Here is a 22,054-nt window from a genome sequence, read left to right on the forward strand (position 1 = left end):
AGAAGACTCCAATCTTAAGAAATATTAATTATCTTTATATTAATACTTTATAAACAAAAAATTATGTCAACAATAACTGTCAGTGCCGATATACATGCTCCTTTAGAATTCGTCTGGAAGCTATTTACTCTTCCAGAACATATTGTCATTTGGAATGCCGCCAGTGAAGATTGGGAAACAACATCAGCAACCAACGACCTTCGTGTGGGTGGTAAATTCAGCTTTCACATGGCTGCTAAAGATAAAAGCTTTAGCTTCATTCTAGGAGGACAATATGATGAAGTAAAACCTTTACAACATATCGCCTATAGCTTAGAAGATAATCGAAAAGTAAGTACAACATTCTTTGAGAACAATCATGTCGTAACCATCGTTCAGAGCTTTGATAGCGAAACCACACACTCCGAAGAACAGCAGCATGCCGGTTGGCAGGCTATCCTTAATAATTTAAAAAAATATGTAGAAGAACAAGTAGTAAAATAAAATGTAATTTAGGATTTAGTTTTTTTCTATTTTCTTAGAATAACGAGAAAAGGATAAATGATAGATACTTCAAAAAGATATAAAATGAAAAAGCTTCAAGTAAACTTGAAGCTTTTTTCGTAGCGGGGAGCAGGATCGAACTGCCGACCTCAGGGTTATGAATCCTGCGCTCTAACCATCTGAGCTACCCCGCCGTTTTTCGGTATGCAAATATAGCAATAACCCGTCATAAAAAAAGCTTTTTTTGTTTTTTTTTCATGTTTTAACAGTCTTAGAGACTAAAAAAAACGCAATTCCTTTATAATGAAACAAATACTAATTGTAAAAAATAAGCGGAGTAGTAAATAAAAAATCATGTATCGAAAAGGCTCCCTATCTTTCACAACTTTTTAAATAAAACTTTTTTGGAAAATAATTGCAAAGACAAAATAAATATGTATTATTACAAATAATACTATAAAAGTATAACCAATACGCAATAAAGGATTTAGAGTTTTTGTAGCGGGGAGCAGAATCGAACTGCCGACCTCAGGGTTATGAATCCTGCGCTCTAACCATCTGAGCTACCCCGCCGTTTTTGGGAATGCAAATGTAGTTTTTATTTATCATAATAAAAAATAAATATTCATGTAATATGGCTGAAAAAATAAAATTAACCTTAGAATATATCGTAAATTCTTCACCTAGAATTTTATTCCCCTTTTTACAGGAGCCGAATGCCCTATCACAATGGTTTGCTGATGACGTGAATTATCGAGAATCTATCTATGACTTTGTTTGGGACGATGAGAGTCATAAAGCTAAAATAGTCAATATTAAAGAAAATAAACTCATCCGTTATAAATGGCTCGAAGATGAACCTTACTACTTTGAATTAGAAATTGATCAAGACGAATTAACAAATGATGTCGCATTAAGGATCACAGATTTTGCTAAAGAGGATGATGTAGAAAATCGTAAAATGATCTGGAATAATTCAATAGAATACTTACAAAGTGTGATAGGAGGATAAAAAAGTATATCTTTGCATCTAAATAAGGCCTATTAAAAATAGGCCTCTAAAGCTTCAAAAATAATCAAAGCTTTAGCAAGGAACACATGATCGGATGAAAAAGATTTATCTACTTATTCTTAAATCCTTTATAAAGCCATTTCTCGTCACTTTTTGCATTGTGATGTTTGTGCTTTTAATGCTTTTCTTATTTAAATACATTGATGATTTAATAGGCAAAGGCTTCGAGTGGATTGTCATTTTAAAATTGCTAGGCTACGCATGTGTCACGCAAATTTCAATGGCCATGCCACTTTCTATGCTATTGTCATCCATCATGACTTTTGGAAACTTGGGTGAAAGCTATGAGCTTGTTGCCATCAAAGCTGCAGGAGTATCGCTTAGAAAAGCCATGACCCCACTATTCATATTAGTGGGTTTCTTCAGCTTAAGTTCATTTCTTTTTTCAGATTACATTCTACCCATTGCCAATCTAAAAATGGGTTCATTGCTTTATGACGTTAGGAACAAAAAGGCTGACTTTTTAATTAAGCCGGGAATCTTCAACAATACCATACCTGGATATTCCATTCGTGCAAAAGGTAAAAATGAAAATGGAACGATCCTTTATGACCTTATGATTTATGACAATCAAGGTGGAAATGCAGGAAATACCGTTTTAATTGCTAAAGAAGGGTTTATCTACAACTCACCTGATAATAGTTATATGATCTTAAAACTAAAAGATGGTATACGCTATGAAGATGCACGCGTAAAAAGCTCAAAAAGTTACGACCCTCGCCAACAATTTACCAGATTTAAATTCAAAGAGACTGAACAAAAATTTGATATGGAATGGAATAAAATGCAAAAAACAGATGAAAATCTGTTCAAGAGTCACCATGCCATGTTAAACTTAAAACAGCTCAAAGTATATACCGATTCGAATAAAGTTAAGTTAGACAGCGTGAAACATATGTTATCCAATACAATGGACCATCGTTTCAATCTGTTTTCTCCATATTTCAATGCTAAACAGGGGAACGAAACGATAAAACCTGTTCAAGTAAAACCATTCAATGATCTTATGCAGGATATCGTCAGTCCTGAACAGCGAGTTCAAATTACCGCAAGTGCTTTAAGTCAACTTAATTATATGAAAGACGATCTTAGTAATAGATTGCCCGATTATAAAGACTTAAATTCAAAAGATATACGCTACCAGATTGAATTTCATCGAAAATTCACACTAGCGGTGTCTTGTTTACTACTATTTGCTATTGGAGCACCCTTAGGAGCTATTATTCGTAAAGGAGGATTAGGTCTTCCTGTCATCATGGCTATTATCTTCTTTCTGATTTATCACATCATCTCAACGGTGGCAGAAAAATCGGCTAAAGACGGTTCCATTTCACCTATCCTAGGAATGTGGATGGCCATTATTGTATTGTCTCCCTTAGCAGGATTCTTAACCTATAAATCCACGACAGACTCTGCCCTCTTCGATATCGACCAATATAAGATAAAAGCCGAGGCAGGATTGAAATGGCTTAAGAACAAACTAGCTAAAAAGAAGCCAAAAGTGCAATAATAAGCTCATTTTGACTTATACATTATAAATAAAATAGAATACTATACTACCTTTGTATATATACATTTAAGAGATCGATGGAGTTCAAATTAAACACGATTGAAGAAGCAATCGAAGATATAAAAGCTGGCAAAGTGATCATCGTAGTGGATGATGAAGACCGCGAAAATGAAGGTGATTTTGTTACAGCAGCTAGAAATGCTACACCAGAAGTCATCAATTTCATGGCAACACACGGAAGAGGTTTAGTATGTGCACCTTTAACGAAACAACGTTGTGATGAACTGAATTTAGAATTAATGGTAGGTAAGAATACCGCTGTTTACGAAACTAATTTTACGGTTTCTGTTGACCTACAAGGATATGGTTGTACGACAGGAATTTCAGCTTCCGACCGTTCAAAAACAATCAAAGCGTTAATCGATCCAAACATCGACCCTGTCGAGCTTGGACGCCCAGGGCATATATTTCCACTAATCGCAAAAGATGGTGGTGTATTACGTCGTACAGGTCATACAGAAGCTACTGTAGACTTGGCACGTCTTGCTGGTTTCGAACCAGCAGGTGTATTGGTTGAGATTTTAAAAGACGATGGTGAAATGGCAAGACTTCCAGAATTAATGGAAGTAGCAAAACGTTTTGATTTAAAGATTATCAGCATTGAGGATTTAATCGAATATCGTTTAAAACATGATTCCCTTATCACTGAAGAAGTTGAAGTCGATATGCCAACGGCATTCGGTGATTTTAAATTAAAAGCTTACACACAAAAAGATACAGGCGAGCACCATCTAGCACTTTACAAAGGCGAATGGACTGAAGAAGAGCCTATTTTAGTACGTGTACATAGCTCATGTCTTACTGGTGATATCTTTGGCTCTTGCCGTTGTGATTGTGGTCCACAATTACATAAAGCAATGGAGATGATTCAAAAAGAAGGTAAAGGTGTTATCGTATACATGAATCAAGAAGGCCGTGGAATAGGTCTAGTAAACAAATTGCAAGCATACAAACTGCAGGAAAGTGGTATCGACACTGTAGACGCCAATATTCAATTAGGCTTCAAAGCAGATTTACGCGATTATGGAATTGGCGCTCAGATTTTGAGAAATCTTGGTGTTACCAAAATGCGCTTAATGTCCAACAATCCTACAAAACGAGCAGGTTTGGTTGGATATGGATTAGAAATCATAGAAAACGTAGCTATCGAAATCCAATCTAACCCTTATAATGAGGAATATTTAAAAACAAAGAGAGACCGAATGGGTCATACCATTATGAAGAATCTTTAATTATATTAAAAAAGGGAGTTCGAAAGTTCTCCCTTTTTAATTTATAACTTTAAATGATGAAAGAAAATCCTAAACAACTCATATTATTTGATGGGATTTGCAACCTCTGCAATAAGACTGTTAATTTTATCATCAAGAGAGATAAAAAAGATCAATTTAGATTTACATCCTTACAATCTAAGATTGGGGATAGCTATGTTCGTCATCTACCTCCAGGCACAGACTCTATCCTATATCTCAGAAATAATAAAATCTTTACAAAAAGTACCGCAGCCCTATATATTGCTAAAGATATAGGCTATCCGTACGCCTTACTTTTTCCTTTAATCTTTTTACCAACATCTTGGCGAGACAATTGTTATGATTATATCGCAAAAAATAGATACCGTTGGTTTGGAAAACAAGAACAATGCGAAATACCCTCCAAACAAACGAGCAAAAAATTCATTTAAAATAAAGACGCTATGAAAAATCCCTTATTGCTAAATCAAGCTTATATAAATGGAAAATTCATTTCCCACATACACACATTCGATGTCATTAACCCTGCTACAGGAAAAGTAATAGACTCCGTTCCTGATCTAGAAGTAAAAGCGTGTCAAAATGCGATAGCAGCAGCAGAAACAGCTTGGAAAACCTGGCGTTCATTATCCGCTACACAGCGTAGTATCTTAGTTAGAAATTGGTACGATCTGATCTTAAAGAATAAAAATTATTTAGCAGAAATTATAACACTTGAAAGTGGTAAACCCTTGAAAGAGTCATTGACAGAAGTTGAATATGGGAATTCATTTGTTGAATGGTTTGCAGAAGAAGGAAAAAGAACATATGGTGAAACAATACCTTCTGCTCAAAATGGAAATCGCATGATAACCATAAAGCAAGGAATTGGTGTAGTCGCTGCCATCACACCTTGGAATTTCCCCTTAGCAATGATTACGCGCAAGGTAGCCCCTGCCCTTGTTGCAGGCTGTACCATTGTATTAAAACCTGCCTCACAAACTCCCTTTTCCGCTATTGCATTAGCTAAGTTGGCAGAAGAAGCTGGGCTTCCTAAAGGTGTTTTTAATGTCGTAACCAGTAAAGATAGTGCCGGTTTTGGCAAAGAGCTGGCAACAAACCCAGTAATAAGAAAACTATCATTTACAGGTTCAACGGAGGTGGGGAAATCCCTAATCGCACAATCTGCTTCCAATATCAAAAAAGTATCCATGGAATTGGGAGGCAATGCCCCATTTATTGTATTTGACGATGCCGATATAGATGCCGCAGTAAAAGGGGCAATAGCGGGCAAGTTTCGCAATTCAGGACAAACTTGTGTTTCCATCAATCGTTTTTATGTCCAAGAAAATGTATACGAAGAATTCGCAAAAAAACTTACCACAGCAGTTAAAGAACTTAAAGTAGGAAATGGCCTAGATAAAGGTATTGAAGTTGGCCCACTAATTAATCTGAAGGGACTTGAAAAAGTTAAAAACCATATTGATGATGCGCTGCAACATGGAGCCAAAATCACAACAGGTGGTAAACAATTAAAGGGTTTATTCTTTGAGCCCACTGTATTGACTCATATATCGCATACAGCACGTATTGCCCAGGAGGAAACATTTGGGCCGGTATGTGCATTGTTTAAATTTACAACTGAAGAGTCTGCGATTACATTATCCAACGACACCCCATTTGGTTTAGCATCCTATTTCTATAGTCAAAATGTAAATCGATGTTTTCGCGTGTCCGAGCAACTGGAAGCGGGCATGGTTGGTATTAATACCGGTTTGATTTCAAATGCTGCTGCCCCATTCGGTGGTGTAAAAGAGTCAGGAATCGGTCGCGAGGGATCAAAACATGGATTAGATGAATATATGGAAATAAAATATTTATGTTTCGGTGCATAATTCGGATAACAACTAGACAATTAGTAACTAAAAAAGAAATCACGTGCCTACACAGACACTTGATTTCTTTTTTAGATAGGAAAGCTAGAACCGACTATTTTGAATAGCTTGCTTCAACATACGGAGCCGCTAAAAGGTAATCGATACTCTCTTTAAGGCCTGTTTCCAAATCAACAGAAACTTCTTCTAGTTCCACAAATATGTGCTTCACACCAGCTTTTTTTGCATTTTTAAAGATCGCATCAAAGCCCACTATTCCACTTTGTCCTATTTCGCGGCGATCTTTGATATGAAGTGCTTTAAATCTTCCTGGATATTTGCTAAAGTAATCAACTGGACTAGATTGTCCCATTACCGTCCAATATACATCTAATTCAAAAAATACATCTTCAGGATTTGTATGTTCGATCATATAATCTAGCATCACAACCTTATCCTCTACTTTTTGAAATTCGTGCGAATGGTTATGATATCCATACTTCATTCCATTTTGGCGACATAATTTACCGACCTCATTTAGATACTTACACTGTAATTCCAAATCCTTTATCGTTTTTGGAACTTCCATCCATGGCGTAACAATATATTCCATCCCGGCAGCCTTATGAGCTGCTATTGCTGCTTCCCACCACTTCATTGCTTCAGAAAAATTTCCAGATGCTAATTCTTCTTTTGAAAGATTTCTAGTTGCATGCGAGGAAACTACGCGCATCCCAGCTTTTTCAACTTTATTTTTAAACTCTTGTGGAGTGTTATTATAAAATTTACCATCACTAAATCCTGCTGCTTCTACAGAAGTATACCCCATAGCAGACAATTTCTGTAAGACAGGAAAATAGTCAACATCATTCTTAATCAAACTTCTCACTGAATAAAGCTGTAAGCCAATATCTTTCTTTTTCAATGTTTGCTGAGCAAAACTTTCGAAGCTCAAAAGACTTGTTCCTGTTACCAAAAGAACAGTAACCAAAAATTTTAATTTTTTCATAATTTATAATCGTAAAATAATAGCAACCCTTTGATTATTGATAGGTCGGAAATCACATGTTATAATGTTAGCTTCTATAGGTAGCTAGAACATACATGTAATATTATACATTTTTTCAAAAATATACAACAGCATACAGCAATTCTGAGATAACAATTCGAGTACAATTGTTATAAATCATCAGAATCTCAACTTAGAGTCCGATAATTAAAAAGTTCTCTATTCATATACTGCCAATCCTTTAACAGCCTACTTTATTTTTTGATCAAAATTCAGACATAAGAATCATAAATACATCATTAATTCTGAGCCAAAACAACTAGAAAAGCTTAACTGAAGCATTAATTTATAAAATAGATCCGACTTTGCGAATGAGATATAAAGGCAGGGAAAGAATAAAGGTGAAATAGTAATACCAATCTGGTATATGTAATGGAAAAACATTAAAGAAAAATTAATGCAATAATTTCCAAATCAAATCTTAAATTTAGAAATAATACCACTGGAAATACCAGATTTATGGATAAAGACTTAATTTAAGAACTAAAACATTCAGTTTATGATCTATTCCAAATCAAATTTACTGTTTCCACAATAATATATATTCAAATAATTTTTCAATGTTTCATATTTGCACAGCCTTTTCCAGACCGATAATCAATATCTGCCTCCTTGCTGTTACTTTATTATCTATAAGTTGTCAATCAAATATTTCAAATTTAAAAACGAAAGATTATCAGGCGATTTCAAATAGGGATACAGCCTATCTGAGACTGACCAAACATGACAACTTTTTTTATGGCCATTATTTGGTTAATTATGGAGGCAGTTCAAAAGATTCAGGGGAAATTAGGGGAAATATACTAGGCGATACCCTTAAGGGTGATTATTTCTATTATCCTAGAAGTGGGGGTGTCAAAAAAAGATCCCCTTTCGCACTACTGCAAAAAGGTAGTACCTTAAAATTAGGAACTGGTTCAGTTATGAGTTTTATGGATATCCCCTACTATTCACCAAGTATACCCATCAATTACGATGATGTTAAATTTATTTTCCATGAAATAACAACAAAAAATTAATGCTATTTAGGGAACTACTGTAAACAATAAAGCATCATACCTATGAGATAGGTATGATGCTTTATTAGTCCATCAGATAATGATGGATGAGTAAATTAGTTGTTAATATCCGTGTAGATTTACCTCGTTTGTTGGCTTAATTTCCACTGATTTACCCATTTTCTTTTGTATAACACCAAAATGCTGTAAATCCTCGTCAGTTAGCAACGTGATCGCTAAACCAGTATCATGAGCACGACCTGTTCTACCAATACGATGTACATAATCCAATGGAGAACGAGGTAACTCAAAATTAATGACAACAGGTAAAGCATCAATATGTATACCACGGCCAATTAGATCTGTAGCGACCAAAACTTGTACATCACCCTTTTTGAAATAATCCAGATGGTCCCTTCTATTACCTTGCGATTTTTGACCATGAATAGATAAGGCTCTAATTTTATTCTTTATTAATTTATCAACCAATTTATCAGCTGTACGCGTAGATGATACAAAGACGAGTACTTGATTCATCTTGTTCTCTTTAATCAGATACCGTAAGAACGGACCCTTAGTTTCGGAAGTCACATGATAGGCAATCTGCTCAATATGATCAATGTGAACATCTTCACTATCGATTTCTATGACAATCGGATCAATTGCAAGTATTTTATTAATTTCCGCTATTTTATCATTTAATGTTGCCGAAAATAAAGTAGTTTGTTTTTTCTTAGGCATTAAAGCGAAAAGTTGCTTCAATTCGTCCTCAAAACCCATTTGAAACATTTTATCTGCCTCATCAATAACCAGGTGTTGAATCTGACCAATACTTAATGCTTTACTATTTATCAAATCAAGCAAACGTCCTGGAGTTGCTGTTAAGACTTCTACCCCTAACATACCCTTCATCTGTGGATTGATAGATACGCCGCCATATACTGCCATTGTTCTAACCTCTCGTTTTAGATTGGTAGTAAAAGCTCTAAAAACCTCATCAATTTGAATAGCCAATTCTCGTGTAGGAACGAGTATCAATACTTCTATATTTCGATCACGTTGAACAACCTCAGCTTGTAGTTTTTCTAAAATAGGCATCACAAAACAGGCTGTCTTTCCCGATCCCGTTTGTGCAATTCCCATCATATCCTTACCGGATAAAATAACTGGAATAGCTTGTTCTTGAATAGGAAAAGGTTTGAGATAACCTAACTGCTTTACAGAACTAATGATATTGTGCGATAAACCTAAAGACTCAAATGACATAACAATATTTTATTTACTGCAAATGTACACTATTATTTATTCTCAAAAGTTATGGATAAGGTATCAATTACTCAGATGGCCTAAATGCGGTAATAGAATCACAGGGTCTATCGAAAAGATTAACCGTTTAGAATAAAGGTAAAAGAATTACAACATCACAAAAGCCAAGGAAACCCTATTACTTACTCCCTTTAGAAATACGATATTTTTTATAGGCTTTAATCAAAATCATTAATAAAATAGCTAGTGATAAAAGTCCCGCAACACCGTAAATCCAATTTAAAGCTGATTTCAGTACGACTGTAAAAACAATGGCGAATAATAACACCGTAGATACTTCATTCCACATTCTAAGCTTTGAAGAACTCAGCGTAGATTTCTCATCTCTTAGGTTGAATAACATATGTTGGCTTATAAAGTGGTAGGCAATCATGCCCGCTACAAGTACCAACTTAACCTGCATCCAACCCATTTGCAATAATGCAGGATTAACGTACAACATCACTAAAGCAGAACTCACCGTTATATACATAGCCGGTGTAGTAATGACCCACCATAGACGATTTTCCATGATTGAGAATTGCTTGTGCAAGATGGTATATGTTTCTTTTGATTGTTCTTTTGCTTCGGTATGGTAAATAAATAATCGCGGCATATAGAATAAACCGGCCATCCAACAAATGACAAAAATAATATGTATCGCTTTAGCGTAAAGGTAAACCATGATTGTAAAAAATTAGGACAAAGATAGTCGAATATTTATTTACTTGGAGAGTTGATATCACTGAAAACAAAACAAGGAACAAAATATTGTTCCTTGTTTTGTTCATTAATGGATACGAGTTAGTATCTAAATTCTTTAACCACTTCGATAGCGTATTTTACATTATCAAATGGAATGTCGGGCATAATTCCATGTCCTAAGTTGAAAATAAAACCATTTTCACCACGCATGCGCTCAAACAATTGAAGGATTTTTTCTTTGATTACTTTTTTATCAGCATATAAAACAAAAGGATCCAAATTACCTTGAACAGCAATACCAGCAGGCAAAGATTGTTTGATATTTTTCAAATCTGCATTCCAATCTACTGAAATTACATCTGGCTTCGATTCTGCCATAATCGGAGCGAATACAGAAGAACCTTTACAGAAAGAAATTACAGGAACATCTTGACGGTTCAATTTAGAGATAATCTGATTATTGTAATAATGAGCAAACTCCTTATAGTCATTCCAAGATAAAGCTAATGCCCAGCTGTCAAACAACTGAATTGCATTTACACCTGCAGCGATTTGCATATTTAAATATTCTACCGTTACATCGGCAATCTTCTGAAGAATAATATGCGCCAACTTAGGCTCATTATTCAACATCAATTTGGTCAATTTAAAATCTTTTGATGAACCACCTTCGACTAAATAGCTCAAGATCGTAAAAGGTGCTCCAGCAAATCCGATCAAAGGAATACTACCATTCAAACGCTGTTGAATAACTTTAATAGCATCAGCTACATATTCCAATTTAGGTAGACAATCTGTTACCAATTTATCTGCATCAGCGTAAGAACGTACTGGATTGGCAAAACGAGGACCGACACCTTGTTCGAAACTCAAATCTCCACCCATTGCCTCTCCTGTTACCAAGATGTCAGAAAACAAAATTGCAGCATCAATCCCCAATAGATCAACAGGCAACATCGTAACATCAGCTGCAATCTCAGGAGTTTTGCACATTTCCAAAAAGGAGTATTTATTTTTAATCGCCCAATACTCAGGCATAAATCTACCAGCTTGACGCATCATCCACACCGGTGGGCGTTCTGTCTGCTGCGAGCGTGCAGCGCGAATCAATAAATCGTTTTGTAAAGTAGTAATCACTATATATGTTTTGAAATTTCGTTTTGTATTTTCCCAACTATACTGGCCTGACGTTCAGTCAAATTTAATTTTCTAGCCACATCAATATAAGCCTGAGCACGATCATAAGCCTCTTTTCTTAAGCTGATATTGGATAAATTAATCAAGATCATTCCCTTTTCATTATCTTTTTTCCAAGGTAATCTTGAAGCCAATTGGAAGTGATATTCGGCTTCATCTATGCGATCCTCATGTAGCGAAATAGTACCCATCATAAATTCATAAATATTACGACGTCCTTTTCTGAGACGATCAGGGTTCTTCACTTCTGCCAACAGAGTCTTTGCTTTTTCGTAGTTCTGCTTATGAAAAGAATCACTAGCCATCGCTACAGAGCTTTCTCGCAAATGACTCCACACGAGATAACAAACACCGCCCGCAATCAGGATGGAAATTTGATAATGTCCCGCATAGATGCCATAACCGATGAACAATAATGCAATAATAATAACAGCTACACGAGCCTTCAATGTCATCATAAAATACTAAGCGTTGTTGTCCGTAAATTTATATCCGACACCACGAATGGAATGAAAATAAATCGGATGCTTTTGATCAGGTTCAAAATATTTACGGAAAGTCAAGATAAAATTATCAATCGTTCGCGTAGATGGATAAACATCATAATTCCACACTGTCTCCAATATTTGCTCACGAGATACAGCTTCATTACGGCGCTCAATCAATAACTTCAACAGCATGGTTTCCTTCTTTGTTAAAGAAGTAATTGTCCCATCTGCATGATGCAATTCATAGGAATTAAAATAAATTGTTTTATCTCCAATCTGATAAGAATTTAATTCTTTCAAATCGTCTGGTTTTAAACTTCTACGCACCAAATTCCCTACCCTTAAGATAAGTTCCTCTAAGTTGAAAGGTTTTATTAGATAATCGTCAGCACCTTTTTTAAGGCCTGTTATACGATCCTCACTACTATTTTTAGCTGTTAAAAACATAATAGGAACTTCCGTATTTTGAAGTCGAATAGTTTCAGCGACTTGAAAACCATCTATTTCTGGAATCATGACATCCAAGATGATTAAATTAAAACGTTCTTCCTTGAATATTTTCAAAGCTTTTTTTCCGTCTGTTGCTGTTGTCACACGGTAACCTTCTAACTCCAAATTTAACTTGATAGCCTCTAACAAGTGTTCTTCGTCTTCTACGAGCAGTATGCGTTGTTTACTTTGCATTTTTATCAAATGTTACTTCAAAAATACTCCCCGAAGGAGCGTTATCTTTTACCTTAATATACGCGTTATGCTTTTGCAAAACGGTCTTTACTATATACAACCCCAAACCTGTACCTTTAGTTTTACGCGTCGCTTCACTTCCAACGCGATAAAATTTATTAAAGATAAGTTTTTTCTCATTATCACTGATGCCAATTCCATGATCAGCAACAGAAAAAACAATACCTTGGGCTTCATTGGTCAATTTTACAACAACATTCGCACAAGGTGGCGAATATTTAATCGCATTTTCAATCAGATTGGTAACCACATTGCTAATCGCAAATTTATCTGCATAAAGCATAACATCCGCATCCAATTTGGGTTTCAACACCTGAGTTCTACAGGCATTTTTCTGTAGGCGATCAACAATTTGCTCTACTAATTCGGTTAGGTTAAACTCTTCCTTAGGAAGATTAAAGTTACGACTTTCAAGCTTAGTAGTAAGCAATACATTCTCAACCAGATCATCTAGACGTTCAATATCCTTTAAAGAATTCTTTAAAAAAACTTGTTGTTGTTCTTTATCCAAATCCCGCTTTAAAATCGTTTGAATGTATAGCTTCACCGAAGCTAATGGCGATTTTAACTCATGCGTTATCGCTAACAAAAAATTCTGTTGCTGTTGCTGCAATTTCTGTTCGCGTACAAATAACTTTTTCAAACGCATCGCTCCCCATAAAAATATCAACAAGAAAAAAATACCCTCACCAATAATCATCGATTTCCTTTGTGGCTGAAACCGAGCAAGCATAACTCCCCACCAAATCAACTGAGAAGTAGCGTAGAATACAAGAAAATAAAATAAAACAAGTGCTTTTTTCATATAATATATTGCAACAGAACAAAAATAACGATAAAGAGATGTATAAAAAAATGTGTAGGACTTTATGACACTAAGAGGAAAATCATGTACCTAACATTTCTTTCTATTAGGCCTATTACACTATATTTGTATCATGTTTAAACAAGATAAAAAAGATATCTTCTTCGATTTGGATCATACCATTTGGGATTTTGACAAAAATGCTGAAGAGACATTGGATGAACTATATTATCAATATCGCTTTGACCAATTATTTGAAAAAGAAGAAGCTACTGAATTTATTGAAACCTATACGGTTAATAATCATCGACTTTGGAATCTATACCATCATGGTAAAATTGATAAAGCAGAATTACGTCGCGCACGTTTTGCTGATACCTTTACAGCATTAGGAGTAGACCCCAACTTATTTCCAAAAAGCTTTGAAGAAGAGTACTTAGCAATTTGCCCTCAAAAAACAAACTTGTTTCCACATGCCCATGAAACCCTGAGCTACCTGTATACCAATTACAATTTACACTTGATTTCAAATGGTTTCAAAGAAGCGTGTGAGGTAAAATTAGCAAAAAGCGATCTCAATAAATATTTCAAAAATATTTTCATTTCAGAGGTAGTGGGTGTAAATAAACCTGATCCCAGAATTTTTAATTTTGCATTAGATAAAGCTGCTGCTCAAACAAATAGCTCTATGATGATTGGTGATAATATCGATGCAGATGTTCGAGGTGCTATGAATGTGGGAATGGATGCTGTTTTCTTCAATCCCGGTCAAATGGATAAACCTAAAGATATACCCTATATGATTTGCGACCTAAAGGAATTGCAAACCATCTTATAAACAAAGAGCTGAACGGTAACTGCGCATAGAATTTAACTGCTAATGATTGCTATCCTTAATGTAAAATAAGAAGCTAAGCCCTTATCGCTCCAGTCAGACTAAAAAAGAAAAATACCGATAGAAAAATATTTTCAGTAATGCCATAAAAAAAGGGTGCTTGGAAAATCAAGCACCCTTTTTTTTATGGCAACAATAATTACAATTTTTTCACTGTGATATTTTTAAACCAAACATCATCGCCATGATCTTGGAAACCAATTACACCCGACTTCGTTTTACCACCAACATTCTTCAACAACTCATATGCTAATGGCCAATTCGCTTCACTGAATTTACTCTTTTGAAGCAAATCAATCCATGATTGATCCCAAAGTGTATATTCTACGACTTTTACATCATTTTGCCATTGTTCCACTTTACCCTTATTCACGACAATTTTAACCTTATTCCATTCACCATAAGGTTTTCCATTTTGAGGTTTTGCCGGAATCATATCATACAACGATGTAGATTTACGATTACCATCAACACCCATCTTCGCATCAGGATGATTTTCATTATCCAATACTTGACATTCCGGGCTAGAAATATAGATAGGTTGTCCTTCAATTTCCTTTGCTAAAAAGAAAATTCCCGAATTAGCACCCTTAGCTACTTTCCATTCTAATTCCAATTCAAAATTTTTAAAATCATGTGCAAAGATTAAATCTCCACCTTCATTATCGCCAACATTAACCTTACTATCAAATCGAATAGCGCCATCGTCTATAACCCATTTTTTAGGAATTACTGATTTATTATAACCGCGCCATCCTTCCATAGATGTGCCATCAAAAATGACATAAGCACCTTGTTTATTTTTCTTAAAACCCTTTAAATCTACCTTTGGTAGATCCAAAACCTTATACGTTGGAACTTCTTTTTTCTCTTGTGCAACAGCAACTGTAACTCCAGCAGTACTTGCGAGCATAGTGGCTGCTAAAACGATTGTTCTTAATTTCATATCTGATGTTTATAATAATTAAATGTAAAAAAAAATCATCAAAATGAAGAATAAATCTTAATATTCTTCTCCACTGATTTCATTATTATTAGTTTCTTTTTTCTTAGACTTGGTCAAATCTTGACTACCAAAGCGATAAGACACCGACAACGTAAACATTCTCTTCATCCACTGTCTCTCAAAATTAGAAATCAATTCTGGAGTCTCTGTATACCCTTTCATCTTTCTAGAATTGAATACATCACGTACATTAAACATCACCGAAGCTTTCTTATTAAAAACATCTTTTTTAATAGCAATATCGACACCTTTCATCGCATTCAATTTACCCTGTGCCATCACACGAGAAGAATTGTACTCGCCTCTCATCTGTGCCGAAAAAGTAGGTGTAAATTTATAATTCATCGTTAAGTTTGAATTGTAACCAAATCCGTTTCTAGCTTTCAACTCATACGCTTCATTTGCCTTAAAACTAGTATGAATAAGATTCAGATTCAAGGTCAAATCAAAATCTTTTGTCGCATTGATTTTAGAAATAAATTCAAAACCAGATAAACTACGGCTCGTTAAATTTTCCCAAATACTATATGTTGTACTGCTCTCTGAATCTATTCTAAAAACATAAGGCTGTATAACATCATTTGTATGATTAAAATATGCGGAACTCACTAAATTCACTTTACCAAACGTCTTCGCATAACTCAGTTCAAAAGCATGAACATCTTCGGGTTTCAAATTCGGATTTCCTTGACGGCGATTCATATCATCCGTTACATCTGGAAAAGGATTTATCTGCCATCCCCTAGCCCGCTGTACTCTTCTAGAGTAACTCAATTGCAACTTATCGCCGCTATCATCAAGATCATAGGTCAAAAATACAGTTGGATACAACCTGAAAAAATCTTGGTTGCCATCAGTTATTTCTGGTTTTTCAGGATCTTTTGAAAAATAAGTAGATTTTAACTCAAATTGTTCCCCTCGCAAACCGATCTGGTAACCAATCCTATCATTTAACTTGTTTTGATAATTCACATACAAGGCATGGACAGAACTTGTAAAATCAAAATCATTACTAATGGAATAATCTGGTAAATAATCACCATTGCTTACACTTAAAGAATCAGAAACTAAAGTTTTAGAAAATTGCGTATCAAAAGACTTTCTAATTTGCGATCGGTAACCGGTCTCAAACTTACTCGTTTCCGAGAATGGTATCACATAATCAGCCTGAAGATTGATTACCTTACCATTTTCAGAAGTTATATTTTTCCTTCCACTACCTGAAGTAGGTCCACTAAAGAATTGTACAAAATCATTTGTTCCATCTTCCTTATCATTACCATAACTCACATTGGCCGTCAACTCTTCTCCCGACCGTTTAAATTGATGTCTAAAATCAAAGTTCAGATCATAACCTAAATCGTCTTCAAATTGTCTAGAGTTACGATCACTAGTTCCCGATAATTGCGGATGATCGAAATACCGATAATTCAAATCTTCAGAACGGTCACTATTCCGCACACTCAAGTTAGCCGATACACCCACAGTCGTTTGATCGGTCAAATAATAATCTACGCCAGCTTTTACATTATGCCCCTTACCTTTACGAGAAGATTCAGAATCATTATAGATACGACTACCATTCCCTATAAAAGTATTGTCAACCTTACCACCACCCAGCATATTTCGGCGATTATAATTATAACTGCCAAAATAATTAAACTTCTTATCCCTATAATTAAGGGCCAATCCAGCCATATAATTATCATATGAACCTGCCGAAGCATTGACAGAACCATTTAATCCGGTACGGATATTCTTTTTCAGTACGATATTAACAATACCTGTCTGCCCTTCTGCATCGTATTTTGATGAAGGATTAGTAATGATTTCTACTTTATCAATGGAATTAGCTGGCAGACTCTGTAACAATGCAGTCACGTCGTTACCCGCCATAGCAGATTCCTTGCCATCAATTAGAATTTTAACATTTGAGCCCCTAAGACTTACTGTTCCATCTTGATCAACTTGCAACGTGGGTACATTGGCCAACAAATCAGTTGCCGTACCGCCTGCACTAACCAAACTTTCGCCTACATTGAAAATCTTTCGATCAATTCCAATTTGCATCGCCGGCACTTTTCCCTCCACGACAACTTCGTTAAGCATCTCACCGGCAGGCTTAAGAATCAATTTTCCAAGATTAAGGTTAGAAGAGTTTGATATCACAATATCCGATTTAATAAGTTCAGCGTACCCCACATAGGTGATCCGTAATGTAAAAGTACCATCAGGCACACCTTGAAAAGTAACACGGCCATTATTGTCTGATTGAGCACCTTTCAAATAAGCTTGAGAAGCTCCAGTGAGCAAAGATGCACTTGCATGATTAATCGTAGCACCAGTTTTTTCGTCTACTAGTACCGCAGATATTTTTCCAGATTGCGCGAACGTTAATATTGGAAATAATAAAATCGCAATTAAAAAGGTAAAGGGATAGGAATGATTTTTAGATAACATAATGTAGTTATAAGCTGTAATATTACAAAAATGGACTTTTTTGTTGAACTAAAACGACTCGTAACCACTTTATTACTTAATAAAATGATGTAATATTTTACTTAAATAATTTATTCTACAGAAACAGTTAGACCTTCTGCTTTCAATATTTTTCTATAGATTTCCATCTCTGTCATAGACCCCTCCAAAACGGCACATTTACCTTCATTATGAACTTTAAATGCAATTCTTTCCGACTGAGGCTCTGAATACTGAAGATGATGCATCATACAAAAAATAACATGATCAAAAGTATTGATATCATCATTCCACAAAATCAATCGATTGGAATCTTTTACTGAAGCTAAGATTTCGGATAAAGAATAGGTTTCTTGTGCAGTTTCTGTACTCATACTACAAAAGTACTTTAAATTTCAAAATTTACGTAATTTTACTTAATTTGAACTTAACATAAATATAATCATATGTTTCAATCCAAAATTGCAGGTATAGGATATTACGTACCCAAAAATGTTTATACAAATCAAGACCTTACTCGTTTTATGGACACAAGCGACGATTGGATTCAAGAAAGAACAGGTATAAAGGAGCGTAGATACGCCGATCGTATAGGCGAGACAACCACAACAATGGCTGTCGAAGCATCAAAAACTGCTATTGAACGAGCAAATACAACAGCAGAAGAAATCGATTTCATTATTTTTGCAACACTATCTCCCGATTATTATTTTCCCGGATGTGGAGTACTCCTACAGAGAGAAATGGGAATGAAAGAAGTCGGGGCATTGGACATTAGAAACCAATGTTCAGGATTTATATATGCATTATCAGTTGCCGATCAGTTTATCAAAACTGGTATGTATAAAAATATTTTAGTAGTCGGTTCCGAAAAACATTCATTTGCTTTAGATTATTCGACAAGAGGTCGAAACGTATCCGTTATTTTTGGAGATGGTGCCGGAGCTGTCGTACTCCAACCAACAACCGAACCAGGTAAAGGAATATTAAGTACGCATTTACATTCTGATGGTGCCGATGCAGAGAAACTTGCTATGTATTATCCAGGTGCATCGGGAGGTATATGGCTGGACGAACAGCCAAAATGGCCAGAACAAGAGCTCGGAGGAATGTTAATGACAGCAGAGATGCTGGAAGATGGAACAGCATTTCCTGTCATGGACGGACAAGCAGTCTTCAAAAAAGCAGTAGTCAAGTTTCCTGAGGTGATTGCAGAGGCCCTAACAAAAAATAATCTAACGACACTAGATATTAACTTATTGGTACCACATCAAGCAAATTTAAGAATTTCACAATTCATCCAGAAAACCCTTAAATTAAGTGACGATCAAGTGTTTAATAATATTCAAAAATATGGTAATACAACCGCAGCCTCAGTTCCTATTGCATTATGCGAAGCATGGGAGGCTGGAAAAATAAAAGATGGAGATCTCGTTTGTCTAGCCGCATTTGGTGCTGGGTTTACGTGGGGATCTGCATTAATTAGGTGGTAGAAAAAAAGGGGATTCATCATCCCCTTTTTTTTCCCAAATTTACAGTCCATCTCAACTTTATATTTAATCGGTAGGAACCCAACTATCGCGAAAATCTTTGCTAATAAAATTAAAGGTCAACATGGCAGCACCGTCGTTGGAAAGAACAGGATCCCGTAGCACGCCCAATTGCATGGTATTTTTGTTAAGGGACATAATCCGAACATCACCCCAATCCACCACAATACCATCTTGAGGTTCACCATGTAATGGCGAAGCATCTACCATCCGTAGGGTTTTATTCTCGGTATCGATTGAAAATGAACCCTTTTGTTTTTTGCCAAGCATCTGATGGTTAACAATAACATTTGCACCTCCTTTTAAATTAAAGGTCATTTCTCCATAATCGCCAGCAGGCATAATCCAAGTGTTACCCTTCCACTCAGGATCCCAAAGCCACGAATCGCTATTCAAAGGTTTTCCATTATCATTGACATTTCCCCACCAATCACCTGTTCCATAAAAGTATAATGGTCCTTTAAAAGCTCGGGAAAGTCCATTTTGATCAAGATCGAGATACCAGGTTTTTTCTTCCCCTGCCCCACCTGCCAACATGGTCCAAGTTTCATCGCTTATAAATTCGGCATACATATCATCGACCTTGAAAGTAACAGGCTTTCCATAAACCATACCTCCGCGGGTTTCAACACCAAACGTCACCGTATATTCTCCGGGAAAGGGTACTTTTAAAGTTACCCGTTTTTCTTGACTGCGCCCTTGAGGATGCTCCCATAATGCCGTATATTTGGCATCCATCAAACTGGTCAAATAAACGATATTGGGATTGTTTCCATCATGCTCAATTTTATAAGAAACACCCTCTACTAACTCCGATGACGTTACATCGATATCCCCTAAAATATAGTTATCTGGAGTACAAGCTCCAAGCAAAACTATCGCCGTAAAGAGATAGATGCAATATGTTACTATTTTTTTCATAATTCAGTATAGTATAAAATTAAATTAATTCCATCCATCATTTTGCTTTAATACCCCATTAGATAAGGTTATCTGTTTATTAGGAATTTGCATAAAACCACGTGTTTTTAAAAAATTATCTTTCGTGACGGTGACTTTTTCAGGAACGGAACCGCTGAGTACATCCTGCGAGGTTTCAAGTATTGAAGCCGCACTATTTAATCCCTGTCTTAAAATATCCCAATAACGGATTCCTTCAAAAGCAAATTCAAATTCTCTTTCTTTTATGACTGCAGCCTTGGACACAGCAACAGATGTAAAGCTAGCTTTATACGCTCTTTTACGTACATCATCAAAATACTTTTGGGCGTTACCCGAACCTAATTCAGCAGCCATAAGCAACACATCAGCATAACGGATCACGAAATAATCTTGATCTTGGGATAGTTGCATATCTTTTTCTCCACCGGTATTTGACGTACCATCTGGTAAAGCAGTAGGGGAATATTTTTTCACCGCAAATCCAGTATATTCACGTTGATCTTTAAGGTCAAAACTAGTAATTCCCTCACCATCAATATCAATAATAGAAGCAATTTTTCGAGTATCATTATTATCAAATTTATTGAAGAACTGTTTACTAACAGTACAAGCTCCCCAGCCCTGACCATATGGAGACCAATTTTTACCTCTCATTCCTAAAAATACTACCCAACGATTACCATCAACATAACCATTGTAATTTGACGTATTATTAAACTTCTGAGCAAATACAATTTCCGAATTTCCTTTTCCTGCAGACTTCGATATATCCAACGAATTGTTACTTATGCTTGGAATATAACTAGCCGCCGGCCAGAGGGCGCTAAAGTTTTCCACTAATGCAAACTGACCACTATTAATCACATCTTCTAATCCCGCCAAAGCTTCGGCTTTAGTGATGCCTATATCTTCGGTGCCATAATATCCTGAGTAAAATAAATACACCCGCGCTAATAATGCTTTTGCAACCAAAGGTGTTGCTCGCCCATCGTTAGTTCCTGCTACAGATTTTGGATAGGCATCTGCAGGAATATTACTTGCTGCAAATTTTAGATCCTCTACAATTAATTTGTATATATCCTTAGGGTCAGCTTGCGGAATATTATCGCTTGTAGGACTTGTCAGCAAAGGAATCTTTTCGAATAAACGAACCAAATCAAAATACATCAAGGCACGTAAAAACTTTGTTTCCCCCTCAATCCGAGCTCTTGCGTTTAAATTCCCAGAAAAGTCCGTCCCATCCAACTTACTCAACAAGGTATTAGCTCTAAAAATACCGGAATAATAATCCGACCAAGTACCATCAAAAATATTATTATCAGAAGACGATTGTGAAATATCAAAACGATCAATTGCTTGAAATGCACGACCATCTGTCGTACCAGTTCCTCCAAAACAATGATCGGCCGCAACCTCTGCTGTTAAATAAAAGGATTGGTTACCATTGGATACCGTACGCTGATACCCATCATAACAGCCCACTAAGGCCATATCTGCATCGGCTACTGTCTTATAGAAATTACTTTCTAAAACGCTTGTCATAGGTTCTACATCTAGAAAACTAGATGAACAAGAATTAAATAACAATGCGGTCATTAAAAATGAACTGTATATATATTTAGATTTATTCATGATTTTAGA

21 protein-coding genes and 2 tRNA genes are annotated in these 22,054 nt (G+C 35.7%); 9 read left to right on the forward strand and 14 right to left on the reverse strand.

Translation table 11 applies throughout. From position 1 onward, the window contains the following. Positions 1–63: 63 nt before the first annotated feature. Positions 64–483: an SRPBCC domain-containing protein gene (locus KO02_RS18180; RefSeq protein WP_038700602.1), complete on the forward strand. Its 420-nt coding sequence runs from the start codon at positions 64–66 to the stop codon at positions 481–483. A gap of 120 nt (positions 484–603) precedes the next feature. On the opposite strand, the gene KO02_RS18185 is transcribed toward KO02_RS18180, so the two are convergent. Further along, positions 604–677: transfer RNA gene (locus KO02_RS18185), tRNA-Met, on the reverse strand. Positions 678–982: 305 nt separating this feature from the next. Then, a tRNA-Met gene (locus KO02_RS18190) sits at positions 983–1,056 on the reverse strand. Between the two features lie 61 nt (positions 1,057–1,117). Between KO02_RS18190 and KO02_RS18195 the strand changes: the two genes are divergently transcribed. The 5 genes from KO02_RS18195 (at position 1,118) to KO02_RS18215 (ending at position 6,252) form a co-directional block, all read left to right on the forward strand. After that, the gene (locus tag KO02_RS18195) at positions 1,118–1,495 is read left to right on the forward strand and encodes an START-like domain-containing protein (RefSeq protein WP_038700603.1); all 378 of its coding nucleotides are present in this window, start codon (positions 1,118–1,120) and stop codon (positions 1,493–1,495) included. 94 nt (positions 1,496–1,589) lie between these two features. Further along, entirely contained in the window at positions 1,590–3,065 is a 1,476-nt protein-coding gene (locus KO02_RS18200) for an LptF/LptG family permease (RefSeq protein ID WP_038700605.1), read from the forward strand. Between the two features lie 77 nt (positions 3,066–3,142). After that, complete coding sequence (locus KO02_RS18205) at positions 3,143–4,357, forward strand: bifunctional 3,4-dihydroxy-2-butanone-4-phosphate synthase/GTP cyclohydrolase II (protein WP_038700607.1); 1,215 nt, start codon at positions 3,143–3,145, stop codon at positions 4,355–4,357. 53 nt (positions 4,358–4,410) lie between these two features. Further along, positions 4,411–4,809 (forward strand): thiol-disulfide oxidoreductase DCC family protein, encoded by a 399-nt coding sequence (locus KO02_RS18210; protein WP_081918427.1) that lies wholly within the window; start codon positions 4,411–4,413, stop codon positions 4,807–4,809. A gap of 12 nt (positions 4,810–4,821) precedes the next feature. After that, entirely contained in the window at positions 4,822–6,252 is a 1,431-nt protein-coding gene (locus tag KO02_RS18215) for an NAD-dependent succinate-semialdehyde dehydrogenase (RefSeq protein ID WP_038700611.1), read from the forward strand. Between the two features lie 94 nt (positions 6,253–6,346). On the opposite strand, the gene KO02_RS18220 is transcribed toward KO02_RS18215, so the two are convergent. After that, positions 6,347–7,240 (reverse strand): sugar phosphate isomerase/epimerase family protein, encoded by an 894-nt coding sequence (locus KO02_RS18220; protein WP_038700613.1) that lies wholly within the window; start codon positions 7,238–7,240, stop codon positions 6,347–6,349. Positions 7,241–7,860: 620 nt separating this feature from the next. Between KO02_RS18220 and KO02_RS18225 the strand changes: the two genes are divergently transcribed. Continuing rightward, entirely contained in the window at positions 7,861–8,319 is a 459-nt protein-coding gene (locus KO02_RS18225; protein WP_051960032.1) for a hypothetical protein, read from the forward strand. Between the two features lie 102 nt (positions 8,320–8,421). Here the strand turns inward: KO02_RS18225 and KO02_RS18230 are convergent, their stop codons facing one another. The 6 genes from KO02_RS18230 to KO02_RS18255 all read right to left on the reverse strand — a co-directional run bounded on the left by KO02_RS18230 (position 8,422) and on the right by KO02_RS18255 (position 13,542). Next, positions 8,422–9,564 (reverse strand): DEAD/DEAH box helicase, encoded by a 1,143-nt coding sequence (locus tag KO02_RS18230; protein ID WP_038700615.1) that lies wholly within the window; start codon positions 9,562–9,564, stop codon positions 8,422–8,424. Between the two features lie 178 nt (positions 9,565–9,742). Then, positions 9,743–10,288 (reverse strand): CopD family protein, encoded by a 546-nt coding sequence (locus tag KO02_RS18235; RefSeq protein WP_038700617.1) that lies wholly within the window; start codon positions 10,286–10,288, stop codon positions 9,743–9,745. Between the two features lie 119 nt (positions 10,289–10,407). Beyond that, a complete protein-coding gene (gene hemE, locus KO02_RS18240) occupies positions 10,408–11,370 on the reverse strand; it encodes a uroporphyrinogen decarboxylase (protein WP_410528218.1) in 963 nt (320 codons plus the stop codon). 74 nt (positions 11,371–11,444) lie between these two features. Beyond that, positions 11,445–11,963 (reverse strand): hypothetical protein, encoded by a 519-nt coding sequence (locus tag KO02_RS18245; RefSeq protein WP_235212286.1) that lies wholly within the window; start codon positions 11,961–11,963, stop codon positions 11,445–11,447. Between the two features lie 6 nt (positions 11,964–11,969). Then, on the reverse strand, positions 11,970–12,677 hold the full coding sequence (locus tag KO02_RS18250; protein ID WP_021189964.1) for a response regulator transcription factor: 708 nt from the start codon (positions 12,675–12,677) through the stop codon (positions 11,970–11,972). After that, positions 12,667–13,542, reverse strand: coding sequence for a sensor histidine kinase (locus KO02_RS18255; RefSeq protein WP_038700622.1), 876 nt, complete (start codon positions 13,540–13,542; stop codon positions 12,667–12,669). The genes KO02_RS18250 and KO02_RS18255 overlap by 11 nt, the downstream gene beginning before the upstream one ends. A 133-nt stretch (positions 13,543–13,675) precedes the next feature. Between KO02_RS18255 and KO02_RS18260 the strand changes: the two genes are divergently transcribed. Further along, entirely contained in the window at positions 13,676–14,380 is a 705-nt protein-coding gene (locus KO02_RS18260; protein ID WP_038700624.1) for a YjjG family noncanonical pyrimidine nucleotidase, read from the forward strand. A gap of 196 nt (positions 14,381–14,576) precedes the next feature. Here the strand turns inward: KO02_RS18260 and KO02_RS18265 are convergent, their stop codons facing one another. The 3 genes from KO02_RS18265 to KO02_RS18275 form a co-directional block, all read right to left on the reverse strand. Continuing rightward, complete coding sequence (locus KO02_RS18265; RefSeq protein ID WP_038700626.1) at positions 14,577–15,383, reverse strand: DUF1080 domain-containing protein; 807 nt, start codon at positions 15,381–15,383, stop codon at positions 14,577–14,579. 57 nt (positions 15,384–15,440) lie between these two features. After that, positions 15,441–17,903: a TonB-dependent receptor domain-containing protein gene (locus KO02_RS18270; protein WP_051960034.1), complete on the reverse strand. Its 2,463-nt coding sequence runs from the start codon at positions 17,901–17,903 to the stop codon at positions 15,441–15,443. Positions 17,904–18,013: 110 nt separating this feature from the next. Further along, a complete protein-coding gene (locus tag KO02_RS18275) occupies positions 18,014–18,295 on the reverse strand; it encodes an ATP-dependent Clp protease adaptor ClpS (RefSeq protein ID WP_038700628.1) in 282 nt (93 codons plus the stop codon). Between the two features lie 72 nt (positions 18,296–18,367). Between KO02_RS18275 and KO02_RS18280 the strand changes: the two genes are divergently transcribed. Then, complete coding sequence (locus KO02_RS18280) at positions 18,368–19,414, forward strand: 3-oxoacyl-ACP synthase III family protein (RefSeq protein WP_038700630.1); 1,047 nt, start codon at positions 18,368–18,370, stop codon at positions 19,412–19,414. A 63-nt stretch (positions 19,415–19,477) separates the two neighbouring features. Here the strand turns inward: KO02_RS18280 and KO02_RS18285 are convergent, their stop codons facing one another. Next, positions 19,478–20,392 carry a hypothetical protein gene (locus KO02_RS18285; protein ID WP_051960036.1) on the reverse strand — a complete coding sequence of 305 codons (915 nt, stop codon included), beginning with the start codon at positions 20,390–20,392 and terminating at the stop codon, positions 19,478–19,480. A 24-nt stretch (positions 20,393–20,416) separates the two neighbouring features. Continuing rightward, positions 20,417–22,045, reverse strand: a complete 1,629-nt coding sequence (locus KO02_RS18290; RefSeq protein ID WP_038700632.1) for a RagB/SusD family nutrient uptake outer membrane protein — start codon at positions 22,043–22,045, stop codon at positions 20,417–20,419. Positions 22,046–22,054 lie beyond the last annotated feature (9 nt).

This window comes from Sphingobacterium sp. ML3W (genome assembly GCF_000747525.1).
In the GTDB taxonomy this organism is placed as follows: domain Bacteria; phylum Bacteroidota; class Bacteroidia; order Sphingobacteriales; family Sphingobacteriaceae; genus Sphingobacterium.